Here is a 23,706-nt window from a genome sequence, read left to right as displayed (position 1 = left end):
TCACCTCAGTCCCGGTACGTGGGGGCGGGTGGTCCGGCGGAAGGACCGAGAACCGTCAGCCAGTTGTCGTAGAGCCTCGTCCAGGTTCCGTCCGCGCGCATCCGATCCAGCGTGCCGTTCACGAAACGCACGAGATCGTCGTGGTTCTTGTTGACCCCGATGCCGTACGGCTCCGATTCGAGCGGCGGGCCGACGATCTCCAGGTTCGGGTCCTGGGCGGCGAGCCCGGCGAGGATGGAGTCGTCGGTGCTCGCGGCGTCGGCCTGCCGTTGCTGGAGGACCACGAGGCAGTCGTCCCAGTCGGGTACCGCCACGATCGTGGCCTCGGGCTGCACGCGGCGAACGGTGTCCAGTGAGGTGGTGTCGCCGGCGGTGCAGACGCGCTTGCCCGCCAGATCCTCCGGGCCGGAGATACCGGACCCCTTCGGCACCAGCAGACGTTGATAGGCCTGGAAGTACACGGTGGAGAAGGCGACACGCTCGGACCGTTCGCACGTGATCGACGTGCTCTTGACCACGAGATCCACGTCCTCGTTCTGGAGGGCGTCGAAACGGTCGCCGGACGTGAGCAGGCGGAATTCGACCCGGGAGGGGTCACCGAGCAGGTCCCGCGCCATCTCTCCCGCGACGTCGACGTCGAATCCCATCAGCATGCCGGTGGTCGGATCCCGGAAACTGAAGAGGTTGGTGTTCTGATCGATTCCGACGATCAGCCGGCCGCGGGCGGTGATCTCGGCCAGGGAGCTTCCCGGCGCCCGGACGTCCGGTGCGGCGGCGGGGCGGAGACTCGCGAGGGCACCGCAGGAGTCGGGTGCGGGTGGCTCCTCGGGTACTTCGCCGGTGGGCAGAAGGATCTCGGCCCCACTCGTCAACGGCACCTGTGCGTAGTCGCCGCTGACGGTGGGCGTGAGGGGTTGCGGGGTGGCGCATCCGGCGGCGAGGACGGCGACCGCGGCAGCGGAGAGGAGGAGGGCGCGTTGGCGCGTCCGCCGTCTCGGTCGAATCACCCGCGTCATCAGTGGTACTCGTTCAGTCTGGGCCAGATCCCCCCACCGACGGCGAACCCGCAGAGGACGCCGATCACCATGCTACCCACCGCGAGCAGCGACAACGAGCGATATGCGTCGGCCATCCCGTCGAGTTCCTCGCTGCGGAATCGGTCGATGCCGTCCTGCAACGACTGGTCGAGCGCCGCGAACGTGGCGGGGGACGCCGAGTCCGCCGGGCCGATCGCGATGGCCTTCGCACCCGGGTAGTCCCCCACGTCGAGCTTCTCCTGCAGCATGGTGTGCGCGCGCCGCCAGTCGCCGAGTGCGGTGACGGCGGCGTCGATCGGCGGTGTCGTCGCCGGACCGTAATCGCCGTCCTGCAGCCCCCCGAGGATGTCGGCGAGTTCGGCCGACCGCCGGGCGTAGTCGACCTCGGACTGTTCGTCGGAGCCGCGCTGCAGCAGCGCGAGGGTCTCGTCCGCCCGGGCCTGCTGGGCGAGGATCCGCGCCTGGGTGATCGTGCCGAGTGGTTGCGCCCCTTCGGTTCTCGCCCGGTCCGTGGCCGCGGTGGAGACCAGGGTGGCGGCGGCCAACCAGATCAGGAGGGTGGCGGCGAGGAGGGAGGCGAGGACGAGGCCGGGATTGACGCGGCGTTTGCTCTTGCGCGCCAGGTACACCTGCGCGAGGACGAGCGCGACGAGCAGGGCGACGGCGACGGCGGATGCGGCTCTCGGGAGCCGCGCGGTGAGGACCTGGGTGTCGGCGACGGTCCTCGACTGCTCCGAGTAGAGGCTCTCGGCTGCGGGCAGGATCGTGTCCTGCATCATCGTGGAGGCGTCGCTGAGATAGGCGACGCCGACCGGGTTGCCCGACCGATTGTTGGCGCGGGCCGTGGCGATCAGGCTGGTGTAGTCGGCGAGGTCCCGCGATATTTCGGACAGCAGCGCGAGGGCCGCGGCGTCTGTCGAGGCTACGCCGTTCGACGCGGTGACCAGCGCGTTCGATGCGTCCCCGATCGCCTGGTTGTACCGATTGCGGACGGCGATCGGCTCGACACCGCCCGAGATGAAGGATGTGGCGGCCGCGGCGTCGGCGATGGACAGCGAACTGTAGAGCCGTTCGGCCGCGTAGGTGAGGGGTTCGGTGTGCGTTCGCAGGGTCTCGATGCGCTGTTGCCGGGCACCGATCGCCGCCGACGTGATCGCCCCGGTCGCCAGCGCGGCGGTCACGAGGGCGATCCCCAGCACGGACAGTCGTCCCGGGGTCGAGACGAGGAATTCCCGCCACGGCCGGCTCCGGGATTCGGGCTCGACGAGCAGGGACTCGTCCAGCGAGTGTTCTTCGGTGACGGCGTCGTCTCCGCGGTGGAACACGGTGCCCTCCTCCGCCGAGGTCTTCTGCAAGTGTGCCCCGATTCCCGGCGGGTCGTGCCGGAAAAGCCGATGTCGCATCGGACGCACAGAGAAGGACAGGGACCGCTCGTGCGGTCCCTGTCCTTCGGTACGGCGGGTGCGTCAGGGCTGCTCGCGGGTGACGACTCCGACGAGTTGTTCCGCGTCGGATCCGTCGGCGGGCGAGGCCGCGGGCGGTGTGACGGTGTCGAGGCGTTCGGCGTTGGTCCGGCTGCGTCGGCGGAACTCGTACCCGATCAGGATGAAGGCGAGAGTCACCACACTCAGCCAGAACTGCGAACGGGTGGTGGGGAGCACGGCCATGGCGGCGATCACGGCTCCCATCAGGACGATGGTCGCGTAGCTGAGCCAGGGGAACAGCCACATCTTCAGGCTGAGGGCCTCGGGATCTCGCGCCTCCAGCTTCTTGCGGAGCGCGACCTGGGAGATCGCGATCATGAGGTACACGAAGAGCGCCACGGCGCCGTACGAGTTGACCAGGAACGAGAACACGAGATCCGGGGAGACGAACGCCGCGATCACCGACGCGTAGCCGATCACCGTTCCGGCGAGGATCGCGCGCCGGGGCACGCCGCCGCCGGACAGGCGGGTGAACATGTGCGGGGCGTCGCCGTTGCGGGTGAGGGCGAAGAGCATCCGCGAGGAGGTGTACAGCGCGGAGTTCAGGCAGGACAGCACCGCGGTGAGGATGACGACGTTCATGATCGTGGCGACACCGGGAATGTGCAGGGCGGAGAGAGCTGCCGCGTAGGGGCTGACGCCGACGGCCTCCGTGCTCCACGGCACCACCGCGACGACCACGAAGATGGAACCGACGTAGAAGGTGATGATCCGGACCACGATGGAGCGCATCGCCCGGGCGACCGCTTTCTTGGGTTCCGCGGACTCGGCGGCCGCGATGGTCACGATCTCGGCGCCGGTGAAGAAGGCCACGCAGGGGACGACCGCGGCGAGCACCGCGCCCCAGCCGAGCGGAGCGAATCCGCCGTGGCTGACGAGATTCGCCACTCCGGGGGTCGAGTCCGGCCACAGTCCGGTGATCCACAGTGCGCCCAATCCGAGGAAGAGGACGATCGCGATCACCTTGATCGACGAGAACCAGTATTCGAATTCGCCGAACGACCGCGCTGACACGAGATTGGTGCAGGTCAGGATGACGAGCAGGCCGAGGCTGAGGATCCACAGCGGCGCGGACGGGAGGTAGAGCTGGAGTATTCGGCCGCCGGCGATGGCTTCGACGGCGACGACGATGACGAAGAAGTACCAGTACATCCAGCCGACGGAGAAGCCGGCGCGATTGCCGAGCGCTTCCCTGGCGTACACGTAGAACGATCCGACCACCGGCCGGGCCACCGCCATCTCGGCCAGCATCCGCATGATCAGGAGTGTGATGACCCCCGCGATGAGAAACGACACGATCGCCGCCGGGCCTGCGCTCTCGATGACGACGCCGCTGCCGACGAACAATCCGGCACCGATCACGCCGCCCAGGGCGATGAGGTTCATGTGCCGTTTCTTCAGGCCCTTTCCGAGGCCGGAGTCCTGGGATTGGACCGGGGGTGGTGTTGAAGTCACGTTTTCCTCCACTGTGCGCTGACCGGAATCGTCAGGTCGCCATCGCGATCCGGGGTCGGATCGTCGGGCGGTTGGAACGGAGAACAGTGCCGGCGGAGATACGGGAGACGATCCACCGCGAACTGAACTGTTGATGTGATGCACAACACTGTATGGAGGGTCCGGTGGGCAGCACAGTGCCAGTTCGACGGCACGTCTGAGGACCAGTTCGTTACCACTGGTCACAGGGTAAGGGCGTGTGCCCGGCCTCGCGGGTGAGCGCCGGCGCCGGGGGATCCAGATCGGTCGCGACAGCGCACCGCCAGGCCGTGTGAACACGCCCCTCCCGGTGGCGATCGCTGTCCGCCCAGTTCAGGGGCGTTCTCGGTCGGTGGTTCCGCGGTCGAACTGGTCCCATCGCTTGCGAGGCAACTGGCTCTGGGCGAGTTCTGGCACCAGTCGTAGTGTGAGGTGAACACTGGAATAAGTGATGTGAATCACACATACGATTGGGTAGCTGAACCGGTGGGTGCCCGTATCGACGTACGACCGACGAGGTCGTGTCGGTCGAGGGTCCCGGCAGCGCCTTCTGGAGGAAATGTGGACAGTACCGTTCCCGGACACACCGACAGTTCAGGTCTCGGCAAGGGCCTGAAACGCAGGCACATGAACCTCATCGCCCTGGGCGGGGTGATCGGCGCCGGTCTCTTCGTGGGCAGCGGTGTCGTCATCGGCGGGGCCGGCCCCGGCGCGATCATCTCCTTCCTCATCGCGGGCATCATCACGTTGCTGATCATGCGGATGCTCGCGGAGATGGCGGTGGCCCGGCCGGTGGTCGGATCGTTCTACGTCTACGCCCGCCAGGCCCTGGGGCGCCGCGCCGGGTTCGCGACGGGGTGGATGTACTGGTACTTCTTCGTGATCGTGGTCGCCGTCGAGGCGATCGCCGGTGGCCGGATCCTGCAGCTCTGGCTGCCGATGATCCCGCTGTGGCTCCTCAGCCTGGGGCTGATGCTCCTGCTCACGGCCACCAACATGGTGTCCGCCCGCTCCTACGGCGAGTTCGAGTACTGGTTCTCGTCGATCAAGGTCGTGGCGATCGTTCTGTTTCTCGGGATGGGCGCCCTCTGGATCACCGGACTGTGGCCCGATTCGACGCCCGGGCTCGGCAACCTCGTGAACCACGGCGGCTTCACCCCGCTCGGCTGGGGCGCGGTGCTCGCCGCGGTCGTCCCCTGCGTCGCCTTCTACACCGGAGCCGAGATCGTGACGATCGCGGCCGCCGAGTCGGAGGAGCCGAAGCGTGCTGTCGCCCACGCCATGCGGTCGATCGTGGTGCGGATCGTGACGTTCTACGTCGGTTCGATTCTCGTGGTCGTCACGATCCAGCCGTGGAACACCGAGAGCGTCGGGGTGAGTCCGTACGCCGCGGTGCTCGAGGTCCTCGGAATTCCCGGTGTCGCGACGATCATGAACTTCATCGTCCTCACCGCAGTTCTCTCCTGCCTGAACTCGGCGCTGTACACCACGTCCCGAATGCTGTTCGCGCTCACCCGCAACGGCGACGCCCCGAAGTTCTTCACGACGCTGTCCCGCAACGGCGTGCCCCGTCGTGCGATCCTGCTCGGCACCACCGTCGGATACGTCTCCGTCGCCTGCACCTACGTGTGGGGCGACGTCGTCTTCGGCTTCCTCGTCAACTCGTACGGCGCCGTCGCGCTCTTCGTCTACCTCCTCATCGCCATCTCCCAGGTGGTGCTCCGGCGTCGACTCGAGCGCGAAGACCCGGCCGCACTGCAACTGCGGATGTGGTTGTTCCCGTGGCTGAGCTACGCCACCATCGCCCTGATGGCCACCGTCATCCTCGCGATGGCGTTCCTGCCGACCACCCGCTCCCAGTTCCTCATGAGCGGTCTGACGTTGATCGTCATCCTGATCAGCTACGAGGTGCGGAAGTTGCTCGGCAAGGGCGGTCGCGACGACGAATCACTATCCGGTGTTCCCCCGATCGGTTCCGCGGACGAGTCCGTCGCGGAGGCCGAGAAGCGCATCGAGTCCGTGGAGACGCTCGGCGGCTCGGACATCGAACTGCTTGCCGCGGCGCAACAGAAGCCGCATACCCATCGTCATCAGAGGAGACAGTCGTGAACAATTCCGCCGTCGGTACGGCACGCGTCAAGCGTGGCATGGCCGAGATGTTGAAGGGTGGGGTCATCATGGACGTCGTCACCCCCGATCAGGCGAAGATCGCCGAGGACGCCGGTGCGGTCGCGGTGATGGCGCTCGAGCGGGTGCCCGCGGACATCCGGGCGCAGGGTGGGGTGTCCCGGATGAGTGATCCGGACATGATCGACGGCATCATCTCCGCGGTGTCGATCCCGGTGATGGCCAAGGCCCGGATCGGGCACTTCGTGGAGGCGCAGATTCTGCAGTCCCTCGGGGTCGACTACGTCGACGAGTCGGAGGTGCTGACCCCGGCCGACTACGCCAATCACATCGACAAGTGGCAGTTCACCGTCCCGTTCGTGTGTGGTGCCACCAATCTGGGTGAGGCGCTGCGGCGGATCACCGAGGGTGCGGCGATGATCCGGTCCAAGGGTGAGGCCGGTACCGGTGACGTGTCGAACGCGACCACGCACATGCGGACGATCGGTGGGGAGATCCGCCGGTTGACCTCGCTGAGTGAGGACGAGCTGTATGTGGCGGCGAAGGAGTTGCAGGCCCCGTACGATCTGGTCGTCGAGGTCGCCAAGGCCGGGAAGTTGCCGGTCACGATGTTCACCGCCGGTGGCATCGCCACCCCGGCGGATGCGGCGATGATGATGCAGCTCGGTGCGGAGGGTGTGTTCGTCGGGTCGGGGATCTTCAAGTCGGGTAACCCGGCGGAGCGGGCCGCGGCGATCGTGAAGGCGACCACGTTCTTCGACGATCCGGACGTGCTGGCGAAGGTCTCCCGTGGGCTGGGTGAGGCGATGGTCGGGATCAACGTCGACGACATCCCCGTCCCGCACCGGCTCGCCGAACGCGGCTGGTGACGTAGGTAATCCCGCTCTTCCGGAATCACTGTGGGCCGGTTCCGCTGTCGTGCAGCAGAACCGGCCCACAGTCGTCGTTCAGCCCAGCAGTTCGGGGATCTTCGCTGCGCTCTCCAGGATGTGCGTGTGGGGCTCCGGACGCAGCGTCGCCGCGTCGTGCGCGCCGGTCAGAACACCCACCACGTACCGCGCCCCGGCGTTCGTCCCCGCCCGGAGGTCGTTCGGGGTGTCACCACCCACCAGCACCTCGTCGACGCTCTGTACTCCGGCGATCTCCATGGCGCGGAAGATGAGATAGGGCGACGGTCTGCTCATCCGCACCTGGTCGCTCGTGATCACACCGTCGATGTCCCGCCCGATCTCCCACCCGACCTGCTCCAGCAGCGGTTCCGCGATCTGGCGTGAATAGCCGGTCTGGAGAACGATCTTGATGCCGTTCTGCCGCAACGCACCGAAGGCGTCGTGAACCCCGGGCAGTGCGGTGGGCGGTGTCTTCCGGTACGCAGCCAGAAGCATTGCGGTGAAATCGGATTCGACGGCGTCCAGAACATTCTTCTCGGCCGGCACCCCGCTCTCCCGCAGCAGTCCCTCGATGGCCTGCCGCTTGCCGGTGCCCTTCCACCGGTCGAACCGATCGTCCGGAATCGGCTCGCCGAGGTGCTTCTCGACGGTGTCGCGCAACGCAACGTACACGGCGCCGCCTTCGTCGACGCTCGTTCCGGCAATGTCCAAGGTGACCAGGGAAACCCCGTGTGCGGTCATGGGTATGACTCCTCACTGTTGAGCCACTGGCAGGTGATGGCTGTCAGTGGCCGATCATCGACAGCACGTCGGCAATGACGTCGCTGTTGGTACCGCGCGTCAGATCGAGTGTCCGGCAGCGGTCGTAGTACGGGCTCAGATCCAGCCCGACTCCCAGTCCGTACACCTCGACGGCCCGCTCGTCCTCGTGTCGCTCGACCACGTCCTGTAGGTGGTGGTCCAGGTAGAACTCGTCGTTGGCCAGGGCGGTGGCGCCGTCCAGTGGGCTTCCGTCCGAGATCACGAACAGGAGCCTGCGGCCCTGGGGGTCCCGCATCCGGGAGCACGCCCAGTCGACGGCCTCACCGTCGACGCCCTCTTTGAACAGGTCGTTCTTCAGCAGTCCCGCGATCGCGGGACGGGCTCGGCGCCAGGTAGTCTCGGCGTCCTTGAACACCAGCTGCCGGACCTCGTTGAGGCGTCCCGGGTTGCGCGGACGGCCGGACCGGAGCCAGTCTCGGCGGGCCCGTCCCCCGTTCCAAGCGGCGGTCGTGAAACCCAGGATCTCGCACCGGGCGTCGGCCAGTTCGAGTGCCCGGGCGAACACGTCGACCAGGACCGCAACCGGTTCGCCGAACTCCTTCATCGAACCCGAGCAGTCGATGAGGAAGGTCACCGTCGTGTCGGTGTGCGGCTCGGTGCGTTCGGCCCGGAAGAGTCTGCGCTCGGTGGGCGAGGTGACCAGCTGGGCGAGCCGGCGACCATCGAGGTATCCCTCTTCCCGGCCGCCTTCCCATCCGTCGGGGACCGGTTCCGCGAGCAGCGCCTTCAGCTGCCGTCCGAGTCTCCGGACGTTGAGATGCTGCGTGTCGATGATGACGTCGAGTCGCCGGCGGTAGTCCTGGAGCAACTCGAGCCGGACGAGGGACGCGATCTGCCGGGTCTCGTCGTAGGCGCGGGTGAACACCCGGTATCCGTCTCCGCCCTCCCCCAGTGCGCGACTGCGTCCCGACACCGCGGTCTGGACGGCCTCGTCGTCGTCGGGGTCGAAGTCGAACAGGAGGGAGAACGCCGCCCGGCCGTCGCTCGCGTCGTCGGCCGAGACGTCCGTGTCGTCGGGTGACTCCAGGTGACGGCCGATCAGCTCGGCGACGTCCTGTGCGTGGACCCCGAAGTCGTTTTGCGAGAAACGGGTTCGACGCAGCCACGGGAGGTGGTCGCCGAGAACGGAGGCGAGAGCGAACCGCGTCGATTCGATCAGGTCCTCGGTGGCCTCGGGTATCGGCTCGGCGGTGATCCGGGCCCGGCACATCTGCGTCACCGTGAACAGCAGCATCCCGTGCACGGTCTCGGTCAGCCCGGACGCCATGTAGTCCTGCGACCACTGCGTGAAGCGGTGGGAGAGGTTGGTGCGCACGCCACCCCACGCGTCGGCGGCCAGCGACTCGACGCGGAACTGTTCCAGGATCTCGAAGATCAGCCGACCCGCCGTGGCGTCCGGGCACAGGCTGCGATGCAGGACGGGGTCGGTGTGGAGGAGGCGCGACGCCATGCCGTCCGCCGCACCGCGGAAGGACGCGAAGTCGGCGCCGTCGAAACCCGGGTGCAGGTGTGGGGCGGACATCGGCACGCGCCGATGTCCGCGATGGAGTTCCGGTCCGCGAAAGTGCAACCCGCCCTGGCCCGCGAGGGCACGGATCGTGCCGGCACAGAGTTCGTGCACCTCCTGCTGACGGCGGACCGCCGCGGGGCGCACAGGCAGTTCTGTCATGACCGCCCGCTCAGGCCGTGCTCGTCGCGAGCATCGCCGACCGCTCCAGTTCCGAATCGAAGCATCGCTGGAAGTACTCGGCGACGACGGGGCGCTCGGCCTCGTCGCACTTGTTGACGAACGACAACCGGAATGCCAGCGCCGGGTCGTGGAAGATCTCGATGTTCTCGGCCCAGGTGATCACCGTGCGCGGCGACATCAGCGTCGACAGGTCGCCGACCCGAAAACCGCTCCGGGTCAGGTTGGCCACGGCCACCATCGACCCGATCAGCTCCCGGCTCAGTGACGGCACCCGCGCGGACACGATCTCGATTTCCTGTTCCGCGGGGAGGTGATCGAGCGTCGCGACGATGTTCCAGCGATCGATCTGCGCGTGATTGAGCCGCTGCACACCGTGATACAGCCCGTTGAGATTGCCCAGGCCGACGGTGTTGGCGGTGGCGAACAACCGGAAGGCCGGATGCGGAGTCAGGACCCTGTTCTGGTCGAGCAGGGTGAGTTTCCCGTCGCGTTCGAGGAGACGCTGGATGACGAACATGACATCGGGGCGGCCGGCGTCGTATTCGTCGAGGATGAGGGCGACGGGTCGCTGCAATGCCCAGGGCAGGATGCCTTCCTGGAATTCGGTGACCTGCTTGCCGTCTCGCAGCACCACCGCGTCCCGGCCTATCAGGTCCAGCCGGCTGAGATGTCCGTCTAGGTTGACCCGCACACACGGCCAGTTGAGCCGCGCCGCGACCTGTTCGATGTGTGTGGACTTGCCGGTACCGTGCAGACCCTGCACCATCACCCGGCGGTTGCGGTCGAACCCGGCGAGCAGGGCCGTGGTCACCGCGTGATCGAACCGGTACGCGGGGTCGACGTCGGGGACGTGGTCGGCGGGTTCGCGGAAGGCGCGCACCGTCAGGTCGGTGTCGAGTCCGAACAGCTCGCGTGCGGACAGCACGTGGCTGGGTGTCGCAGTGGTCATTTCGGGCATGCGCCCTCCTTCAGTTCAGGTCTGGCGAACCGTCGTCCGTGACCTCGTTCTCGATCTCACCGATGGCGTCGGCCGCCCGCCGCAACGCGGGCAGAAGCTTGAGCGCCTTGTCGGGGGTGAGTCGCATGACCGGGGCCTGGACTGCGATGCAGAGGTTGGAATTGCCTGTGGCACAGGGGACGAGTACCGCAGCGCACACGAGGCCGGGAAGGAACTCTTCGTCGTCGATGGCGTAACCGTCGCGGCGGACCTGCTTGAGTTCGGTCTCGATCAGCTCGACGTCGGTGACCGTCTTGTTGGTGTACCTCTCGAGCGGCATCCGCCCGAGAAGTCGCCGGCGCTGGGCGGGGCTGAGCTGCGACAGGATCATCTTGCCGCTGGCCGAGCAGTGCGCGGGCACCCGCGATCCCGCATGGAGTGTAAAGCGAAGGGGCTCGGAGGTTTCCACGCGGTCGAGATACACCACTTCGCTACCCGACAGGGTGGTCACGTTGCAGCTTTCGCCGAGTTCCGCGACGAGGTTCCGGAGGATGGCGTGTCGTGCGCCGTGGTGGGTGTCGTTGAGCAGCAGATTTTCGGCGAAGCGTCGCAGGCGCACGCCGGTGCCGTAGTGCCTGCCGTTGTTCTGCCGGGTGAGGAGTCCGGCGCCCTCGAGTTGCTGGAGCATGCGGTGCAGGGTCGGCTTGGCCATGCCCGTCTCTTCGACGAGCCCCTGCAACGTGAACAGCTGGTCCTTGGACGCGATCATCTCGAGCAGTGCGAACAGGCGGAGCGTCGGTGTGTCTCCGGGTAGCTCCGTAGTCGGGTGTCCGTTCGACTCGTCGATCCGGTGAATCTCACCCACGGTTCCTCCTTGGCCGAAACGGCGACGCATTCGCATCGTGTATCGAAAAATCATACATCTCGTTCCAGTTTTAGGAACATTCATTGACGAAGTGTGTGACGTGGCCTACTGTCGTTGCAGATCACAAAATCACGAACGAGACGTTCCGATTTTTGACATTCTCTGCCGGTTCCGGCGCGCCCTTGAAGGAGGATCACACATGAGCAAGAAGAAGAACGGTGCCGATCGCACCGCTGTCTCCGGTGTACAGAAGATGACACCGTCGGAGGCGTTCGTCGAGACGATGGTCGCCAACGGCGTCACCGACATGTTCGGCATCATGGGATCCGCCTTCATGGATGCGATGGACATCTTCGCTCCCGCCGGGATTCGGCTCGTCCCGGTCGTGCACGAGCAGGGCGCGGGACACATGGCCGACGGGTATGCCCGGGTCAGCGGGCGGCACGGCATGGTGATCGGGCAGAACGGTCCGGGTATCAGCAACTGCGTCACCGCGATCGCCGCCGCGTTCTGGGCGCACAGCCCCGTCGTCATCGTCACTCCCGAGGCCGGCACCATGGGAACGGGCCTGGGCGGCTTCCAGGAAGCCAACCAGCTGCCGATGTTCCAGGAGTTCACGAAGTACCAGGGGCACGTCAACAACCCGAAGCGCATGGCCGAGTTCACGGGCCGCTGCTTCGACCGCGCGATGTCCGAGATGGGCCCGACGCAGCTCAACATTCCGCGCGACTACTTCTACGGTGAGATCGAGACGGAGATCCCGCAGCCCACCCGCCTCGACCGCGGTCCCGGTGGCGAGACGAGCCTGAACGAGGCGGCTGAACTGCTGGCGCAGGCCGAGTTCCCGGTCATCGTGTCCGGCGGCGGCGTGGTGATGGCCGACGGTGTCGAGGAGTGCAAGGCACTCGCCGAGCGTCTCGGCGCCCCCGTCGTCAACAGCTACCTGCACAACGACTCGTTCCCCGCCAGCCACCCGCTGTGGACCGGACCGCTCGGCTACCAGGGGTCCAAGGCCGCGATGAAGCTGATCAGCCAGGCGGACGTGGTGCTAGCCCTCGGCACCCGCCTCGGCCCCTTCGGGACTCTCCCGCAGCACGGCATGGACTACTGGCCGAAGAATGCCAAGATCATCCAGATCGACGCCGACCACAAGATGCTCGGTCTGGTCAAGAAGATCTCCGTCGGGATCTGCGGTGACGCGAAGGCCGCTGCCGTCGCGCTCACCGAGCGGCTCGAGGGCAAGTCCCTCGTCTGCGACGGCAATCGTGCGGCACGCGGCGAGAAGATCGACGCCGAGAAGGCCGCGTGGGAGACGGAACTCGACGAATGGACGCACGAGCGCGATGCGTTCAGCCTCGACATGATCGCCGAACAGGAAGGCGAGGAAGGCAACTGGCTGCACCCGCGTCAGGTGCTGCGCGAGCTGGAGAAGGCGATGCCGGAAGACGTGATGGTGTCCACGGACATCGGCAACATCAACTCCGTCGCCAACAGCTACCTCCGGTTCGAGAAGCCGCGCAGCTTCCTCGCCCCGATGAGCTTCGGTAACTGCGGTTACGCGCTGCCGACCATCATCGGCGCGAAGGCGGCGGCACCGGAACGGCCCGCCATCGCCTACGCAGGCGACGGCGCATGGGGGATGAGCCTGGGCGAGATCATGACGGCTGTCCGGCACGACATCCCGGTCACCGCCGTCGTCTTCCACAACCGGCAGTGGGGTGCGGAGAAGAAGAACCAGGTCGACTTCTACAACCGCCGCTTCGTCGCGGGTGAGCTCGAGAGCGAGTCCTTCGCCGGGATTGCACAGGCGATGGGCGCCGAGGGCATCGTGGTGGACAAGCTCGAAGAGGTCGGTCCCGCACTGCAGCGCGCGGTCGCCGCACAGATGAACGAGGGCAAGACGACGGTCATCGAGATCATGTGCACCCGCGAACTCGGCGACCCCTTCCGCCGCGACGCGCTGTCGAAGCCGGTTCGCCTGCTCGACAAGTACAAGGACTACGTGTAGTCCGCTCCCTGCGAGCACGTGGCCCCCGGCGCAGTCGCCGGGGGCCACGTCCCGTGCCGTGCTGGTACCGACGATTCGCCGTCGTCTGGACCTGTCGCTTCGACGCCGCGACCCCCACACTTCTGACGGAGACAAACGGCGAACGGAAGCGGTGCAACAGGGTATGGCGGCAACAGTGTGGGATCTGTCGTTGCCTGCCCTCCTCTTCGCGCTCGGCGTGGTGGTGGCCGGCGGTGTCGTCCGCGGTTTCGGTGGGTTCGGTGGCGCGATGGTGTGGGTCGCGGGACTCGTCGTCCTGCTCCCCCCGACGTCGGTGATCCCCACCGTGTTCGTCCTCGAGGTCGTCGCGAGCGCCGCGATGCTGCCCCAGGTGTGGCGGCAGGTGCACTGGAAGTCGTTGCGCTGGTTGTTCGCCGGCACCCTGATCGGAATGCCGCTGGGGATGTGGGCGCTCACGCAACTGTCCGGTGACCTGGTGCGCGTCCTGCTGGGCGTCGCGATCATCGGCTCCGCCGTCGCCATGGCCGCCGTCCCCGACCGGCAGTCGCTGCCCGGCCCCGGGGTGACCACGGTGACGGGCGTGGCGTCCGGTCTCCTCAACGGCGGCTTCGCCCTCGGTGGCCCGCCCGCCGTCCTGATGTACTTCTCCGCGTCCACCCACGTGGCGGCCGGACGCGCCTCGCTCGTCGTGTTCTTCCTCGTCATCGACGCGTTCGGCGCCGCGGGGTCGGCCGCCGGTGGTCTCCTCACCGTGCCCGTCCTCGCACAGATCGCCCTGTTCACGCCGCTCTGCATGTTCGGCGCCGCCGCGGGGAAATGGCTGTTCGACCGCACCACCGCCCAGCAGGTCCGTCAACGCGTGCTGTGGCTACTCGGCTTCCTCGGCGCCGCCGTCCTCGTGCAGGTGGCGTTGCGCTGACCGCGTATCCCGTGAGCTCGAATCGCCCGAATCACGCTGGAACAGACTCAGACTCGACACCGAGCGCTGCAGGCCGTCGAGGGTCCGGGGATCCCAGCCGGTCAGCTGTTGCCAGCGGTCGAGCCGGTAGGTGATCGAGTTCGCATGCAGGTGGATGTCCCGCCCGGCCGCGCTGATGGAGAACTCGTTGCGGGCGAAGGCCAGTACCGCCTCGACGAGGTGCGGATGGTCCGCGGCGACGGCGACACCCGGCTCCAGCAGCGTGGCGAGCTCGTCGCGATGATCCGCCAGGGTGGCGGCCACCCATTCGTCGGCGAAACGGACCACCTCGCCGGTCGGCGAGGCCAGATGCAGGACGCGGCGCGCGTCCGTGATGCTCATCGCCGCGCCGGCCAGGCCGGGGCGGCCCAATCCGACTCCGACCGTGGTGCCCGGGTGACCGAGCCGGACCTCGCGGATGATGTCGTCGACCGGTGCGCGCTGGCTCAGGGCGATGATGACGGTGCCGTGCCCGCTGCATTGAGTGGTGCCCGGGATCGTGTCCAGGGTGCGTTGCAGCCGTTCGAGCTGCGCTTCCGACCACTCCTCCGCGGCGACGCACACCGCTTGGAACTCGTGCTGCGGTGTGAAACCCAGCGCCTCTGCCAGCTCGCGCACATCACGGTGGTCGCCGTCGACCGACCTCGCGAGGGCCTCGAAGAACCGGTATCGCACCCCCGCGCGGATGGCCTGTTCGCTTCGGGTCGCGTCGGTGTGTCCGACGGCGACCGCGCTGGTGGCGGTGTGGACGAGATCCCACATCATGCCGCCCGCGCGCAGCAGGTCGGTTGTCGGCTCGGCGGCGGTGGCCACCATCGTGTTCCACAATTCGCGGGACGCGATGTGGTACGTCTCGATGACGTCGGACAGTGGCAAACCCTGCATTGCCCGGCGCCGCCCGAGCTGACGCGAACGCTCGAGGACGTCGTCGGCGAGAGGCTCGCTCTCCGCGAGGGCGCGCAACGTCGCCGCGAGCTGCCGACTGATGTATCCGCGCTGCTCGTCGATCGGTACGGCGGCGTACGACTGCAATTCGGCGCGGATCTGACCCACCGCTCGGTCGGTGACCGATTCGATCTCCTCCGAGACCTGCCGGCACAGCCGTTGGATCGTGTCTTCACCCACGGACTCGGGCACCCTCTCCCTCATTTTCCGCACTCCCGTGAAATTCACGAACCGCCTCGACGTTTTCCAGGATTCGCCCATGGCCCGAGGGGAGTGATTCAAACCACACTAGTGCCAGAGTGCACGTCGACCGGCACCGGACCCAACCCGCGACGCCGGTGGACGCAGTCGGAATAGGAGACAAAACAATCATGTCCAACGAGGCAAAAAGCGCCTTACTCGCGATAGGTGTCCCGTTCGCCGGGGTCCTGGGCGGCATCGTCGCCCTGTCCGGATCCACGGCCACGGTCTTCGGAGTCCCCATCCTGTTCGCGTGGTTGTTCCTGTGGATGCCGCTCACCTCGCTGTGCCTCCATCTCGCCTGGAAGCTATTCGACCGCAAGGACTTCGAAGCTGCCGAGCACGCCGAATCGGCCGCTGCGAGCGCTGGGATGGGAGACCAGTCATGACCGCGGCCTTCTTCACCCTCGTGCTCGTCCTCGCCCTCGGGGCAGGCGTGCTGTCGCGGCGCGGCAGCAAGAAGGAGATCTCCGACTACCTGGTGGGTGGCCGGTCGTTCGGTCCGCTGCTGGTCTTCATCCTGGGAGCGGGCGAGGCGTACAGCATCGGCACCCTGATCGGGTTCCCCGGCGGCGTGTACGCGCACGGGGCGAGCTACGGCGTCTGGTTCATCGGGTACATCCTGCTGGCCTACCCGATCGGATACTTCTTCGCGCCCTACCTCTGGCGCGCGGGCAAGAGATACGGCGCCATGACCCTGCCCGATGTGGCCGGGCGCCACTTCCGGTCGCGTGGGCTGGAATTGACCATCGCCATCGCCTCGGTCGTATTCCTCATCCCGTGGGGCCAGCTTCAGCTCGCCGGACTGCAGATCGCGCTGACCGGTCTCGGTATCTCCATCGACCCCACCGTCGCGGTATTCGCAGGCGCGGCCCTCGCGCTGCTGTTCCTCATGCTGTCCGGGGTGCGCGCCCCCGCGTTCGTGTCGTACGTCAAGGACACCGCCCTGTTGCTCGGCGCCGTCCTGATCGGGCTGGCGGCAGTGATCGAGACCGGTGGCACCGAGAAGCTGTTCGCCGCGGCGGCCGCCAGTGGTGGCGGCTCGGCCTCACACTCCACGGTCACCGGGTCGTCGCTGACCTTCGTACTGACGACGATTGTGTTCCAATCGGTCGGGTTCTTCATCTTCCCGATCATCGTGCAGGCCGTGCTCGCGGCGAAGTCCGAGGCGACGATCAAGCGGGTCGCCAAGTTCAATCCCCTGTACATGCTCATGTACCCGTTCCTCGTCGCCGCCGCCTTCGGGGCGATCACGCTGCTGCCCACGAAGCTCGAGGGCACGGAATCCGACCAGGTGCTCCTGCAGTTGTCGCGACAACTGCTGCCCGACTGGCTGACCGGCGTCGTCGCAGGCGGCGCGGCCCTCTGCGCGATCGTGGTCCTGTGCGGGGCGGCCCTCGGAATCGGCGCGATCGTGTCGCGCAACATCATTCCCGGGATCCCGGAATCCCGCCAACGGGTCTGGGTGCGTGGAGTCGTCGTGGCGTACCTCGGGATCTCGCTCCTGCTCACCCTCGCGACACCTCAGCTCCTGCTCACCCTGGTCAACACGGCTTACTACGGCGTCACCCAGGCCGCGGTGGTCTTCGCGACGATGGTCTTCGGATGGAAGCTGCGACCCGCCGCCCTCGCCATGGGCGTGGTGCTCGGCGACGTCGTGGTGCTGTGGCTGTATCTCGACAAGCACGGCCCGGTGTCCGTGTGGCTCGCCGAGCACGGTGTCAATCTCGGCGCGGCCGCCCTGGTCCTCAACATCCTCTTCGTGGTGTCGACGCGGGTGTTCTGGCCACCCACCGATCCCGTCCGCGGCCTTCGCGCCGACGGCCGAACGTCCGGCACCGCCGCGGGATCCGTGGCCGCACGCAGCGAAGTGGGTGCCTGATGTCCAGGACACTGCTCACTGCCGATTCCATTCACACGCAGGACCCGTCGTCGCCGACTGTCGAAGCGCTGGTCATCGACGGAGCCGATGTGATCGCCACCGGCACCAGGAAGGACATGGCCGACCGCGCCGGAATCGGCGCCCGCCGCCTCGACCTGCCCGGGGCCACGGTGATCCCGGGTCTCATCGAATCGCACATCCACCCCACCTACGCCGGCCTCACCGACGGCTGGGCGGACTGCCGGACACCACCGTGCCGGTCGATCGCCGACATCCAGCAGGCGTTGCGCGCCGCGGCCGCCGGCAGCGGATGGATCAGGGGGTGGGGTTACGACGACACCCAGATCGCCGAAGGACGGCATCCGACCAGGACGGATCTCGACGCCGTCAGCACCGATCGTCCGGTCATCGTCCTGCACATCTGCGGGCACTTCGCCGTCGCCAACACCGCCGCACTCGCGGCCGCAGGCATCGACGAATCCACGGTGCCGGTGGACGACCCGCTCTTCCCCCGCGGGGCCGACGGCCGTCTGACCGGGATGGCGTGGGAAATCGATGCGGTGGCGAGGCTCACCGCGGCGGTACCCGCGCTGACCGAGCAGGAGGTCAACGGCGCCTTGCTTCGCAGCCTGCTGTCGGCGCGGTCGCGGGGCATCACCACCATCCACGATCTCGGGGTGGGTCTCTCGGCCGGCGAGCAGGAGCTGACCGCCTACCGCTCACTGGACGCGTCGGGTGAGCTACCGGTGCACGTCGTCGGGTTCCTGCGCGGTGACATGGCGCTCGAGGCCCTCGACGACCGCGGAGTCACGTTCGAGCACACACCCGGGGCCGGCGCACGCTTCCGGCTGGCCGGCGCGAAGTTCTGGGCCGACGGATCGATCCAGGGGCTGTCCGCCGCACTCCGCACGCCGTACGCATGCGATCCCAGCCATCACGGCGACCTGCTCTACCCGCAGGCGCAACTCGACGAGATGATCCTGCGGGTGCATCGTGCGGGCGGTCAGGTCGCCGTGCACGCCAACGGCGACGCGGCGGTCGGTGCCGCGATCACCTCGCTGCGGAGGGCGCAAGCCACCGACGGCCGGGTGGGACGGCACCGCATCGAACACTGCCAGGTGAGCGCGCCCAGCGACCTGGCCGCGATCCGGGAAGCCGAACTCGGGGTGAGTTTCTTCGTCAACCACGTCTTCTACTGGGGCGACCGCCACCGCGACCGGTTCCTCGGTGCCGAGCGCGCCGCCGAGATGGATCCCCTCGCCTGCGCCGACGAACTGGGGCTGCGATTCGGACTGCATTCGGACTGCCCGATCACCCCGATGGACCCGCTCGCGACCATCAGGACCGCGGTCACCAGGATGACGAGGGGCGGCACCGTGCTCGGCGGGAACCAGCGGATCGGAGTGGATCGCGCGATCCGGGCCATGACCATCGACAGCGCGTACCTGGTGCACGACGAGACCCGTGTCGGAACCTTGACGGCGGGCCGCCGTGCGGACCTGGTGGCGCTCGACGGCAGCCTCGGGGATCTCGCGGACGGCACCACCGAAATCCCCCGTCCCACAATGGTCATGATCGACGGAGAAGCGGCGGACATGCGGTAGCCCGAACGTAAGTGCCTCAGCTGAAACGGAACCCGTCCTCGCCGATCAGGCGAGGGCGGGTTCCGGCTACCGGCGGTAACTCGGGTGAGCTCCCGGAGGCAATGGACGGCCGCTGGGCGGCGGAAATGAAGTACGACGGGTGCCGCCTGTTGGCTGCGGTCGGCCGCGGTCAGGGGCCGGTGTTGTGGACCCACAACCTCAACGTGGTCACCCCCTCGTACCCGGAGGTGGCCGAAGACCCTGCGCCCGACTACGGCCCTGCGACGGCAGGTGCCGGTCACCTACCTTCCTTTTGGCGTTCTGGTGCTCGACGACCTGGACTTCATGAGCGCGTCGTACCTCGATCGGCGGGCGGCGCTGGCCGAGCTGGATTCGATAATCCAGGACGTCGGCGGCCTGCCCATCACCGTCCCTCCGCACGGGGAGAACCAGAGCAGCAAAAGCATGCTGAATGCCGCGAAAAGGGCTGGTATGGAAGGGATGTTGTAGCCAGACTTAGTTGACCATTGACCACGTGTGGAGGGATGACCTCGGTCGAGCGAATCAGTCTGCATATCAGTTTCGAAATCTCCCCCAGAGACGAGGAAACGCAATCCGCGTGTTGCAAACGGACTGCGATACATCGTCGATTGGGCGTAGCGACCCGCAGGTTTCTGCCCCGTTTGACGCCCCAATTCGGAATCTCTTCATCGGACCACCTCTACGGGAACGCGGCAGGTCAGCGAGTTCCAGTCATGGGACGGCAATCGGAACGAGCCAGGTGAGGGTTCCGCATAAGGGCAACGCCCGAATGCAAGTCCTCTACCCCTTCTCGGATCCGCTTTCGGGACGAGCGTTGATCCTTGCTGGTGCGCGCTGGGCGCCGATCTCGTCCCGGTGCGGGTTCGGCTTGCGGGTCACCACGGACGTTGTCAGCAACTGTGCCGTTCACCGGTTAGCGCATGCAAGTATCGGTGGCATGTCCAAAAAGCGATTCAACTTTGCCTATGTCGGCGATCCTCCACCGGAGTGGACTGCCCACTTGAAGTGGAGCGCCCGGATCTTGCGATTGGCTGGCGAATCCATCCCGGACAAAGAACTTGAGCGCGAACTGGAACGTGAGGAACAGGAACAACGCGAGAAGCGCGCGCAGCGGCCGCCCGGCCGCCGCGAGGTGCCCGAATTTCGGAAACGACCCGACGCGTTCCTGACAACAGAGGACGAGGATCCAGTCCTTTACGAGCCGAAGCTCTCCATCCCATTCAGAACAAACAACGGCCTCGACCTCCGGTTCACCAGAGTGAAGGTGTACGAGAACGGGATGGGCTTTGATCTGGTCGCCCGCGAACCGGACCCAGACCCCACCGCCGGTATCCCCTTCGACACCGAGACAATCAATCTGGGGTACAGGATCAGGCCGGACAAGGCTCACAAAACCAGGATCCGGCTGGTCCTCGCGGTATCACCAACTCTTGGTGAGCACGGTTTCTTCGGCGGCACCGTGCTGTCCAACTCATTCAGACAGGACGACTTTCCCGATGATCCGAACGAGCCATGGCTATCTGGTGGCGGCGACTCCCGCAGCCGTGTCCGCGACCTGGGTGTGATTGAAACGCGAGCGCACTACTTCCTCAGTCCGGTACCCACACAGAGCACCATCCACGTCACGGTGGCTTACCCCGAGTTTGGACTCAAAACGACCAGCATCGAGTTCTACGCCGCGAACCTCCGCCCGCCGGGCCGATAGCCGATGGTTGAGCGGGATCGAACGCCGGCGGGCGAAGATGGTGCGCTCTGGGCTGCCAGAGGCCGCCGAGTGGACGGGCGACTTCCAGGAATAGCCGTCGACTGGCGTTCGGAGCAGGCAGCGGTGTTTCAGTCGAGTGTGGGGCTGGCTCCATCGGCCTGTGGTCGGGGGGTGTGCTGGAGTTCGGTGTTGATGCGTCGGGCCTCGGCGAGTTGGTCTTCGAGGATGATGATGCGGCACGCGGAGTCGAGTGCGGTGCCCTGGTCGACCAGTTCACGGGCGCGGGCGGCGATGCGGAGCTGGTATCGGGAGTAGCGGCGGTGGCCGCCCTCGGAGCGTCCGGGGGTGAGGAGCTTCGCGGCGTCGAGGCTGCGGAGGAATGCTTGTGTTACGCCGAGGATCTCGGCGGCGTGGCCCATGCTGTAGGCCGGGTAGTCCTCGTCGTCGAACTTCCCGGCCGGGCTGTGGTCGGGCGAATCTTCCTGAATGGGGTGACACCTTTCAACGGACAGGGCCCCCGGCGCCGTGAGGCACCGGGGGCCGGTTTCATTTCCTTGTTCACTGCACTTTTTCCGGCTGTCGGGCTGTTCTTGCTGCCCGGTCGCCGGCCGGAGGTGCCGGGGGCCTTACACACTCACATCAACCCGTGCCCTGGCACTTCCTCATCTTGCGGTAACTGCTATGCGGGTAGTTCATCCTCTCCCGCACCTCGTGAACTCTTTCCTTGCGACGAGAGAAACTCTACAACGGCACCACCTCAATGTCTACTCCCGCGACTACAGAATTTCTGGAGTGGGTTGACCGGGGATTTTCATACGAGCCCGGGAGGCCGGGGGGTTCGGTCGACGTCGACGTCCCTCGAGGAATCGACTTGCCGATCTACGACGCCAGCACGTTGGAGCCCCGCGGCGCGTACCGCTGCCCTGCAACCGATTGCCTACCATACCGATTATCGTTAACATCGAAAGACGATAATATCGGTATTCGATAAGGGGACTGTGATGGGTGACCGTGTGGAAAAGGAATCACTGACGCGAAGTGACCGGGTCGGACTGCTGCTCGTGATCGCCGGCGGAGTGATCGCCGCCGGAGTGACGCTCGTGGTCAGCGTGGTCCGCATCGCCGAGATCGTGACCAACAGGGACGTGCCGGTGCGCGCGCCGTTCGTCGACACTCCGGCACAACTGCCCGTCGGCCCGGACGGCGCTGCCGTGACCGTACTGGTGGACGAGGCGACTGTGCGGGTGTCGGACATGGCGGGCATCACCGTCGCGTCACTGGTCATCGCGCAGGTCGCCCTCGCCGTGACCGTTGTCCTCGTGGTTGCGTGTGGCTACCTGCTCTGCCGGAACCTGATGCGGGGAATCGCGTTCAGTCGCACCAATTCACGCCTCATCACGGTGTGCTCGGGCGTGATCCTCTTCGGGTGGTTCGCGACCACCATGTTCGGCAACATGGGCATCAACGGGGCCTTCGCCGCGCTCAGCGAGCACACCTACGACAACGCCAGGTTCGGAATCAACTGGACGCCGTGCTTCGTCGCACTCGCCCTCGCGGTGGTTGCCGTCGCCTTCCAGACCGGCGAGCGACTCCAGCGGGACACCGAAGGACTCGTCTGATGGCGTCTGCGGGGTCCGACGCCTCAGACATCCACTGCCGCCTCGACGTCCTGCTCGCCGAACGCAACCTGACCTTGACCGAGCTGAGCGAACGGGTAGGAGTCAGCCTGGTCAACCTGTCCGTCCTCAAGAACGACCGCGCGAAGGCCATCCGGTTCTCCACCCTCGTCGCGATCTGCGACGCCCTCGACTGCGAGGTCGGCGACCTCCTCGTTCGCGCGCGGTGACGGCCGAAGGTGGTCGACGCCGCGTGTGAGACATTGATTTGCATCGGTTCACGGCACGGTGAGGCCGTGGTCATCCCCGACGTCATCGTCGTGCGCACGTTCACCGACGGTATCGACGAGATCACCAAGGTCGATCAGGAATGGCGCTTCGGTCTGGACCTGCCCGACCTGCGTTGGCCCGCGTGAATCCCGTATCGCGCAGCGGGCAGTAGGGGATCCGCTATCGGCACAGCACTGTGGCGCCCGTTGCGGCAGTCGGTGCCACGATCGATCGAATCCGGCAATTATCGGCGGCTTGCACACCGAAACCGTACGGGTTCATCGTTGCGTATGCCCGAGAATCCCGGAACTCGCGCGGGTTTGACAACTGGCGACACGGTGATGCTCCACCCTCAGTTCAAAATCCTCAGCATCGATGAGGACGGCCATGCACTCATCGAGTCCCTATCCATAACCCAGGAAAATATGCGTTCAGCGTCGCGGTGAAGTTTCTCGTCCCGGCGAAGTCCTGATCGTCTCTGTCACAGGGACGATCTACTCTGACAACCGCGACGAGCAACAGGTCGCCACTCACTGCCCAGACCGGTGATCATCACGGTCCTGATCTACGGTGTTCCGCGGATTGGCAGGTGTGGCGGCCTGTTTCTCTTTGCGATCTGCGGGTGAACCCGCCATCACTCGGCCTGCACCTACGGGCCCCACTCGATTGGGTAGCTGTACCGATCCGCCTCCGGCGGGCGATACACAGCGCAGGAGGTGCGCTTCCATTCAACAGAGCCCGTTCCGACCAAGGAGTTCGCCATGTTGGACCTGGGATTCTTCTACGCTTTCCCTCAGCTCCTCGACGCGTGGGTGGCACTAGGCAACGCGATCCAGTGGTGGCAGTCGCTTCCATTCAACTAACCCCGGAGGCGATGACGTGATTCCGATCCCCCGTAACCGCGAGCGATGCGTAGTTGTCGGGGCCAACTTCAACGTGTGGAGGACGCCATGGACGACCTGAGTCTTTGGGGCATTCCCGAGTGGGCGCAGCCCGCCTTCTATGCGATCGCCAACGGTCTGGCACAGATCGCGTACTGGTGGTTCAGCGTCACGTGAGCAGCGTGAACATACGCTTGACGAATCGGCTGGTCTTCCGCATACCGGAACCGTAAGGGTCGCCCGAGCTGCGC

At 66.4% G+C, this 23,706-nt stretch carries 20 protein-coding genes; 11 read left to right on the top strand and 9 right to left on the bottom strand.

Going from position 1 to position 23,706, the window contains the following annotated elements:
• Positions 1–5: 5 nt before the first annotated feature.
• From ACLIVD_RS36565 to ACLIVD_RS36555, 3 genes are all read right to left on the bottom strand, one after another.
• Entirely contained in the window at positions 6–1,016 is a 1,011-nt protein-coding gene (locus ACLIVD_RS36565; protein ID WP_491931676.1) for a glutamate ABC transporter substrate-binding protein, read from the bottom strand.
• Positions 1,016–2,362 carry a GlnX family signal transduction membrane protein gene (locus ACLIVD_RS36560; RefSeq protein WP_280783006.1) on the bottom strand — a complete coding sequence of 449 codons (1,347 nt, stop codon included), beginning with the start codon at positions 2,360–2,362 and terminating at the stop codon, positions 1,016–1,018. Before ACLIVD_RS36560 ends, ACLIVD_RS36565 begins: the two co-directional genes overlap by 1 nt.
• Before the next feature lie 141 nt (positions 2,363–2,503).
• On the bottom strand, positions 2,504–3,907 hold the full coding sequence (locus tag ACLIVD_RS36555; protein ID WP_491932963.1) for an amino acid permease: 1,404 nt from the start codon (positions 3,905–3,907) through the stop codon (positions 2,504–2,506).
• A 648-nt stretch (positions 3,908–4,555) separates the two neighbouring features.
• Here ACLIVD_RS36555 and ACLIVD_RS36550 point away from each other — a divergent pair.
• Both ACLIVD_RS36550 and pdxS read left to right on the top strand, forming a co-directional pair.
• Positions 4,556–6,103 (top strand): amino acid permease, encoded by a 1,548-nt coding sequence (locus tag ACLIVD_RS36550; RefSeq protein ID WP_491931675.1) that lies wholly within the window; start codon positions 4,556–4,558, stop codon positions 6,101–6,103.
• Positions 6,100–6,990, top strand: a complete 891-nt coding sequence (gene pdxS, locus ACLIVD_RS36545) for a pyridoxal 5'-phosphate synthase lyase subunit PdxS (protein ID WP_011596201.1) — start codon at positions 6,100–6,102, stop codon at positions 6,988–6,990. Before ACLIVD_RS36550 ends, pdxS begins: the two co-directional genes overlap by 4 nt.
• 78 nt (positions 6,991–7,068) lie before the next feature.
• Here pdxS and ACLIVD_RS36540 read toward each other — a convergent pair whose 3' ends face one another.
• From ACLIVD_RS36540 to ACLIVD_RS36525, 4 genes are read right to left on the bottom strand one after another with little or no spacing between them, the layout of a single operon-like run.
• On the bottom strand, positions 7,069–7,752 hold the full coding sequence (locus ACLIVD_RS36540) for a phosphonatase-like hydrolase (RefSeq protein WP_491931674.1): 684 nt from the start codon (positions 7,750–7,752) through the stop codon (positions 7,069–7,071).
• A gap of 43 nt (positions 7,753–7,795) precedes the next feature.
• The gene (locus ACLIVD_RS36535) at positions 7,796–9,502 is read right to left on the bottom strand and encodes a cobaltochelatase CobT-related protein (protein ID WP_491931673.1); all 1,707 of its coding nucleotides are present in this window, start codon (positions 9,500–9,502) and stop codon (positions 7,796–7,798) included.
• Between the two features lie 10 nt (positions 9,503–9,512).
• Positions 9,513–10,481, bottom strand: a complete 969-nt coding sequence (locus ACLIVD_RS36530; RefSeq protein ID WP_317570551.1) for an AAA family ATPase — start codon at positions 10,479–10,481, stop codon at positions 9,513–9,515.
• Positions 10,482–10,491: 10 nt separating this feature from the next.
• On the bottom strand, positions 10,492–11,325 hold the full coding sequence (locus ACLIVD_RS36525; RefSeq protein ID WP_052033030.1) for an IclR family transcriptional regulator: 834 nt from the start codon (positions 11,323–11,325) through the stop codon (positions 10,492–10,494).
• A gap of 199 nt (positions 11,326–11,524) precedes the next feature.
• Between ACLIVD_RS36525 and xsc the strand changes: the two genes are divergently transcribed.
• A complete protein-coding gene (xsc, locus tag ACLIVD_RS36520; RefSeq protein WP_280779192.1) occupies positions 11,525–13,333 on the top strand; it encodes a sulfoacetaldehyde acetyltransferase in 1,809 nt (602 codons plus the stop codon).
• A gap of 163 nt (positions 13,334–13,496) precedes the next feature.
• On the top strand, positions 13,497–14,252 hold the full coding sequence (locus ACLIVD_RS36515; RefSeq protein WP_005254313.1) for a sulfite exporter TauE/SafE family protein: 756 nt from the start codon (positions 13,497–13,499) through the stop codon (positions 14,250–14,252).
• On the opposite strand, the gene ACLIVD_RS36510 is transcribed toward ACLIVD_RS36515, so the two are convergent.
• Positions 14,202–15,428, bottom strand: a complete 1,227-nt coding sequence (locus ACLIVD_RS36510) for a PucR family transcriptional regulator (protein WP_280779195.1) — start codon at positions 15,426–15,428, stop codon at positions 14,202–14,204. The two genes, ACLIVD_RS36515 and ACLIVD_RS36510, sit on opposite strands and share 51 nt — an antisense overlap.
• 179 nt (positions 15,429–15,607) lie before the next feature.
• Between ACLIVD_RS36510 and ACLIVD_RS36505 the strand changes: the two genes are divergently transcribed.
• The 5 genes from ACLIVD_RS36505 (at position 15,608) to ACLIVD_RS36485 (ending at position 20,688) form a co-directional block, all read left to right on the top strand.
• Complete coding sequence (locus ACLIVD_RS36505; protein WP_283352320.1) at positions 15,608–15,865, top strand: DUF3311 domain-containing protein; 258 nt, start codon at positions 15,608–15,610, stop codon at positions 15,863–15,865.
• Positions 15,862–17,358: a sodium:solute symporter family protein gene (locus ACLIVD_RS36500; protein WP_005249208.1), complete on the top strand. Its 1,497-nt coding sequence runs from the start codon at positions 15,862–15,864 to the stop codon at positions 17,356–17,358. Before ACLIVD_RS36505 ends, ACLIVD_RS36500 begins: the two co-directional genes overlap by 4 nt.
• Entirely contained in the window at positions 17,358–18,962 is a 1,605-nt protein-coding gene (locus ACLIVD_RS36495; protein ID WP_491931672.1) for an amidohydrolase, read from the top strand. The genes ACLIVD_RS36500 and ACLIVD_RS36495 overlap by 1 nt, the downstream gene beginning before the upstream one ends.
• Before the next feature lie 270 nt (positions 18,963–19,232).
• Positions 19,233–19,451: a hypothetical protein gene (locus ACLIVD_RS36490; protein WP_491931671.1), complete on the top strand. Its 219-nt coding sequence runs from the start codon at positions 19,233–19,235 to the stop codon at positions 19,449–19,451.
• A gap of 469 nt (positions 19,452–19,920) precedes the next feature.
• Positions 19,921–20,688: a hypothetical protein gene (locus tag ACLIVD_RS36485; RefSeq protein ID WP_167114788.1), complete on the top strand. Its 768-nt coding sequence runs from the start codon at positions 19,921–19,923 to the stop codon at positions 20,686–20,688.
• 128 nt (positions 20,689–20,816) lie between these two features.
• Here the strand turns inward: ACLIVD_RS36485 and ACLIVD_RS36480 are convergent, their stop codons facing one another.
• Entirely contained in the window at positions 20,817–21,107 is a 291-nt protein-coding gene (locus tag ACLIVD_RS36480; protein WP_283352314.1) for a helix-turn-helix domain-containing protein, read from the bottom strand.
• A gap of 582 nt (positions 21,108–21,689) precedes the next feature.
• Here ACLIVD_RS36480 and ACLIVD_RS36475 point away from each other — a divergent pair.
• Together ACLIVD_RS36475 and ACLIVD_RS36470 are read left to right on the top strand one after the other, a co-directional pair.
• Entirely contained in the window at positions 21,690–22,307 is a 618-nt protein-coding gene (locus ACLIVD_RS36475; RefSeq protein WP_283352313.1) for a DUF2975 domain-containing protein, read from the top strand.
• The gene (locus tag ACLIVD_RS36470; protein ID WP_491931669.1) at positions 22,307–22,534 is read left to right on the top strand and encodes a helix-turn-helix domain-containing protein; all 228 of its coding nucleotides are present in this window, start codon (positions 22,307–22,309) and stop codon (positions 22,532–22,534) included. Before ACLIVD_RS36475 ends, ACLIVD_RS36470 begins: the two co-directional genes overlap by 1 nt.
• Positions 22,535–23,706: the final 1,172 nt, after the last annotated feature.

Source organism: Rhodococcus sp. G6(2025) (genome assembly GCF_058628105.1).
This window is presented reverse-complemented; position numbering and strand designations above follow the sequence as displayed.

What these genes read in the sequence shown, in the direction of transcription:
- xsc (WP_280779192.1), top strand. Translation starts at nt 11,525, where the DNA reads ATGAGCAAGAAGAAGAACGGTGCCGATCGCACCGCTGTCTCCGGTGTA.
- ACLIVD_RS36535 (WP_491931673.1), bottom strand. Translation starts at nt 9,502, where the DNA reads ATGACAGAACTGCCTGTGCGCCCCGCGGCGGTCCGCCGTCAGCAGGAG.
- ACLIVD_RS36475 (WP_283352313.1), top strand. Translation starts at nt 21,690, where the DNA reads ATGGGTGACCGTGTGGAAAAGGAATCACTGACGCGAAGTGACCGGGTC.
- ACLIVD_RS36470 (WP_491931669.1), top strand. Translation starts at nt 22,307, where the DNA reads ATGGCGTCTGCGGGGTCCGACGCCTCAGACATCCACTGCCGCCTCGAC.
- ACLIVD_RS36485 (WP_167114788.1), top strand. Translation starts at nt 19,921, where the DNA reads ATGTCCAAAAAGCGATTCAACTTTGCCTATGTCGGCGATCCTCCACCG.
- ACLIVD_RS36505 (WP_283352320.1), top strand. Translation starts at nt 15,608, where the DNA reads ATGTCCAACGAGGCAAAAAGCGCCTTACTCGCGATAGGTGTCCCGTTC.
- ACLIVD_RS36515 (WP_005254313.1), top strand. Translation starts at nt 13,497, where the DNA reads ATGGCGGCAACAGTGTGGGATCTGTCGTTGCCTGCCCTCCTCTTCGCG.
- ACLIVD_RS36555 (WP_491932963.1), bottom strand. Translation starts at nt 3,907, where the DNA reads ATGAACCTCATCGCCCTGGGCGGCGTGATCGGTGCCGGATTGTTCGTC.
- ACLIVD_RS36565 (WP_491931676.1), bottom strand. Translation starts at nt 1,016, where the DNA reads ATGACGCGGGTGATTCGACCGAGACGGCGGACGCGCCAACGCGCCCTC.
- ACLIVD_RS36500 (WP_005249208.1), top strand. Translation starts at nt 15,862, where the DNA reads ATGACCGCGGCCTTCTTCACCCTCGTGCTCGTCCTCGCCCTCGGGGCA.
- ACLIVD_RS36480 (WP_283352314.1), bottom strand. Translation starts at nt 21,107, where the DNA reads ATGGGCCACGCCGCCGAGATCCTCGGCGTAACACAAGCATTCCTCCGC.
- ACLIVD_RS36495 (WP_491931672.1), top strand. Translation starts at nt 17,358, where the DNA reads ATGTCCAGGACACTGCTCACTGCCGATTCCATTCACACGCAGGACCCG.
- ACLIVD_RS36530 (WP_317570551.1), bottom strand. Translation starts at nt 10,481, where the DNA reads ATGCCCGAAATGACCACTGCGACACCCAGCCACGTGCTGTCCGCACGC.
- ACLIVD_RS36540 (WP_491931674.1), bottom strand. Translation starts at nt 7,752, where the DNA reads ATGACCGCACACGGGGTTTCCCTGGTCACCTTGGACATTGCCGGAACG.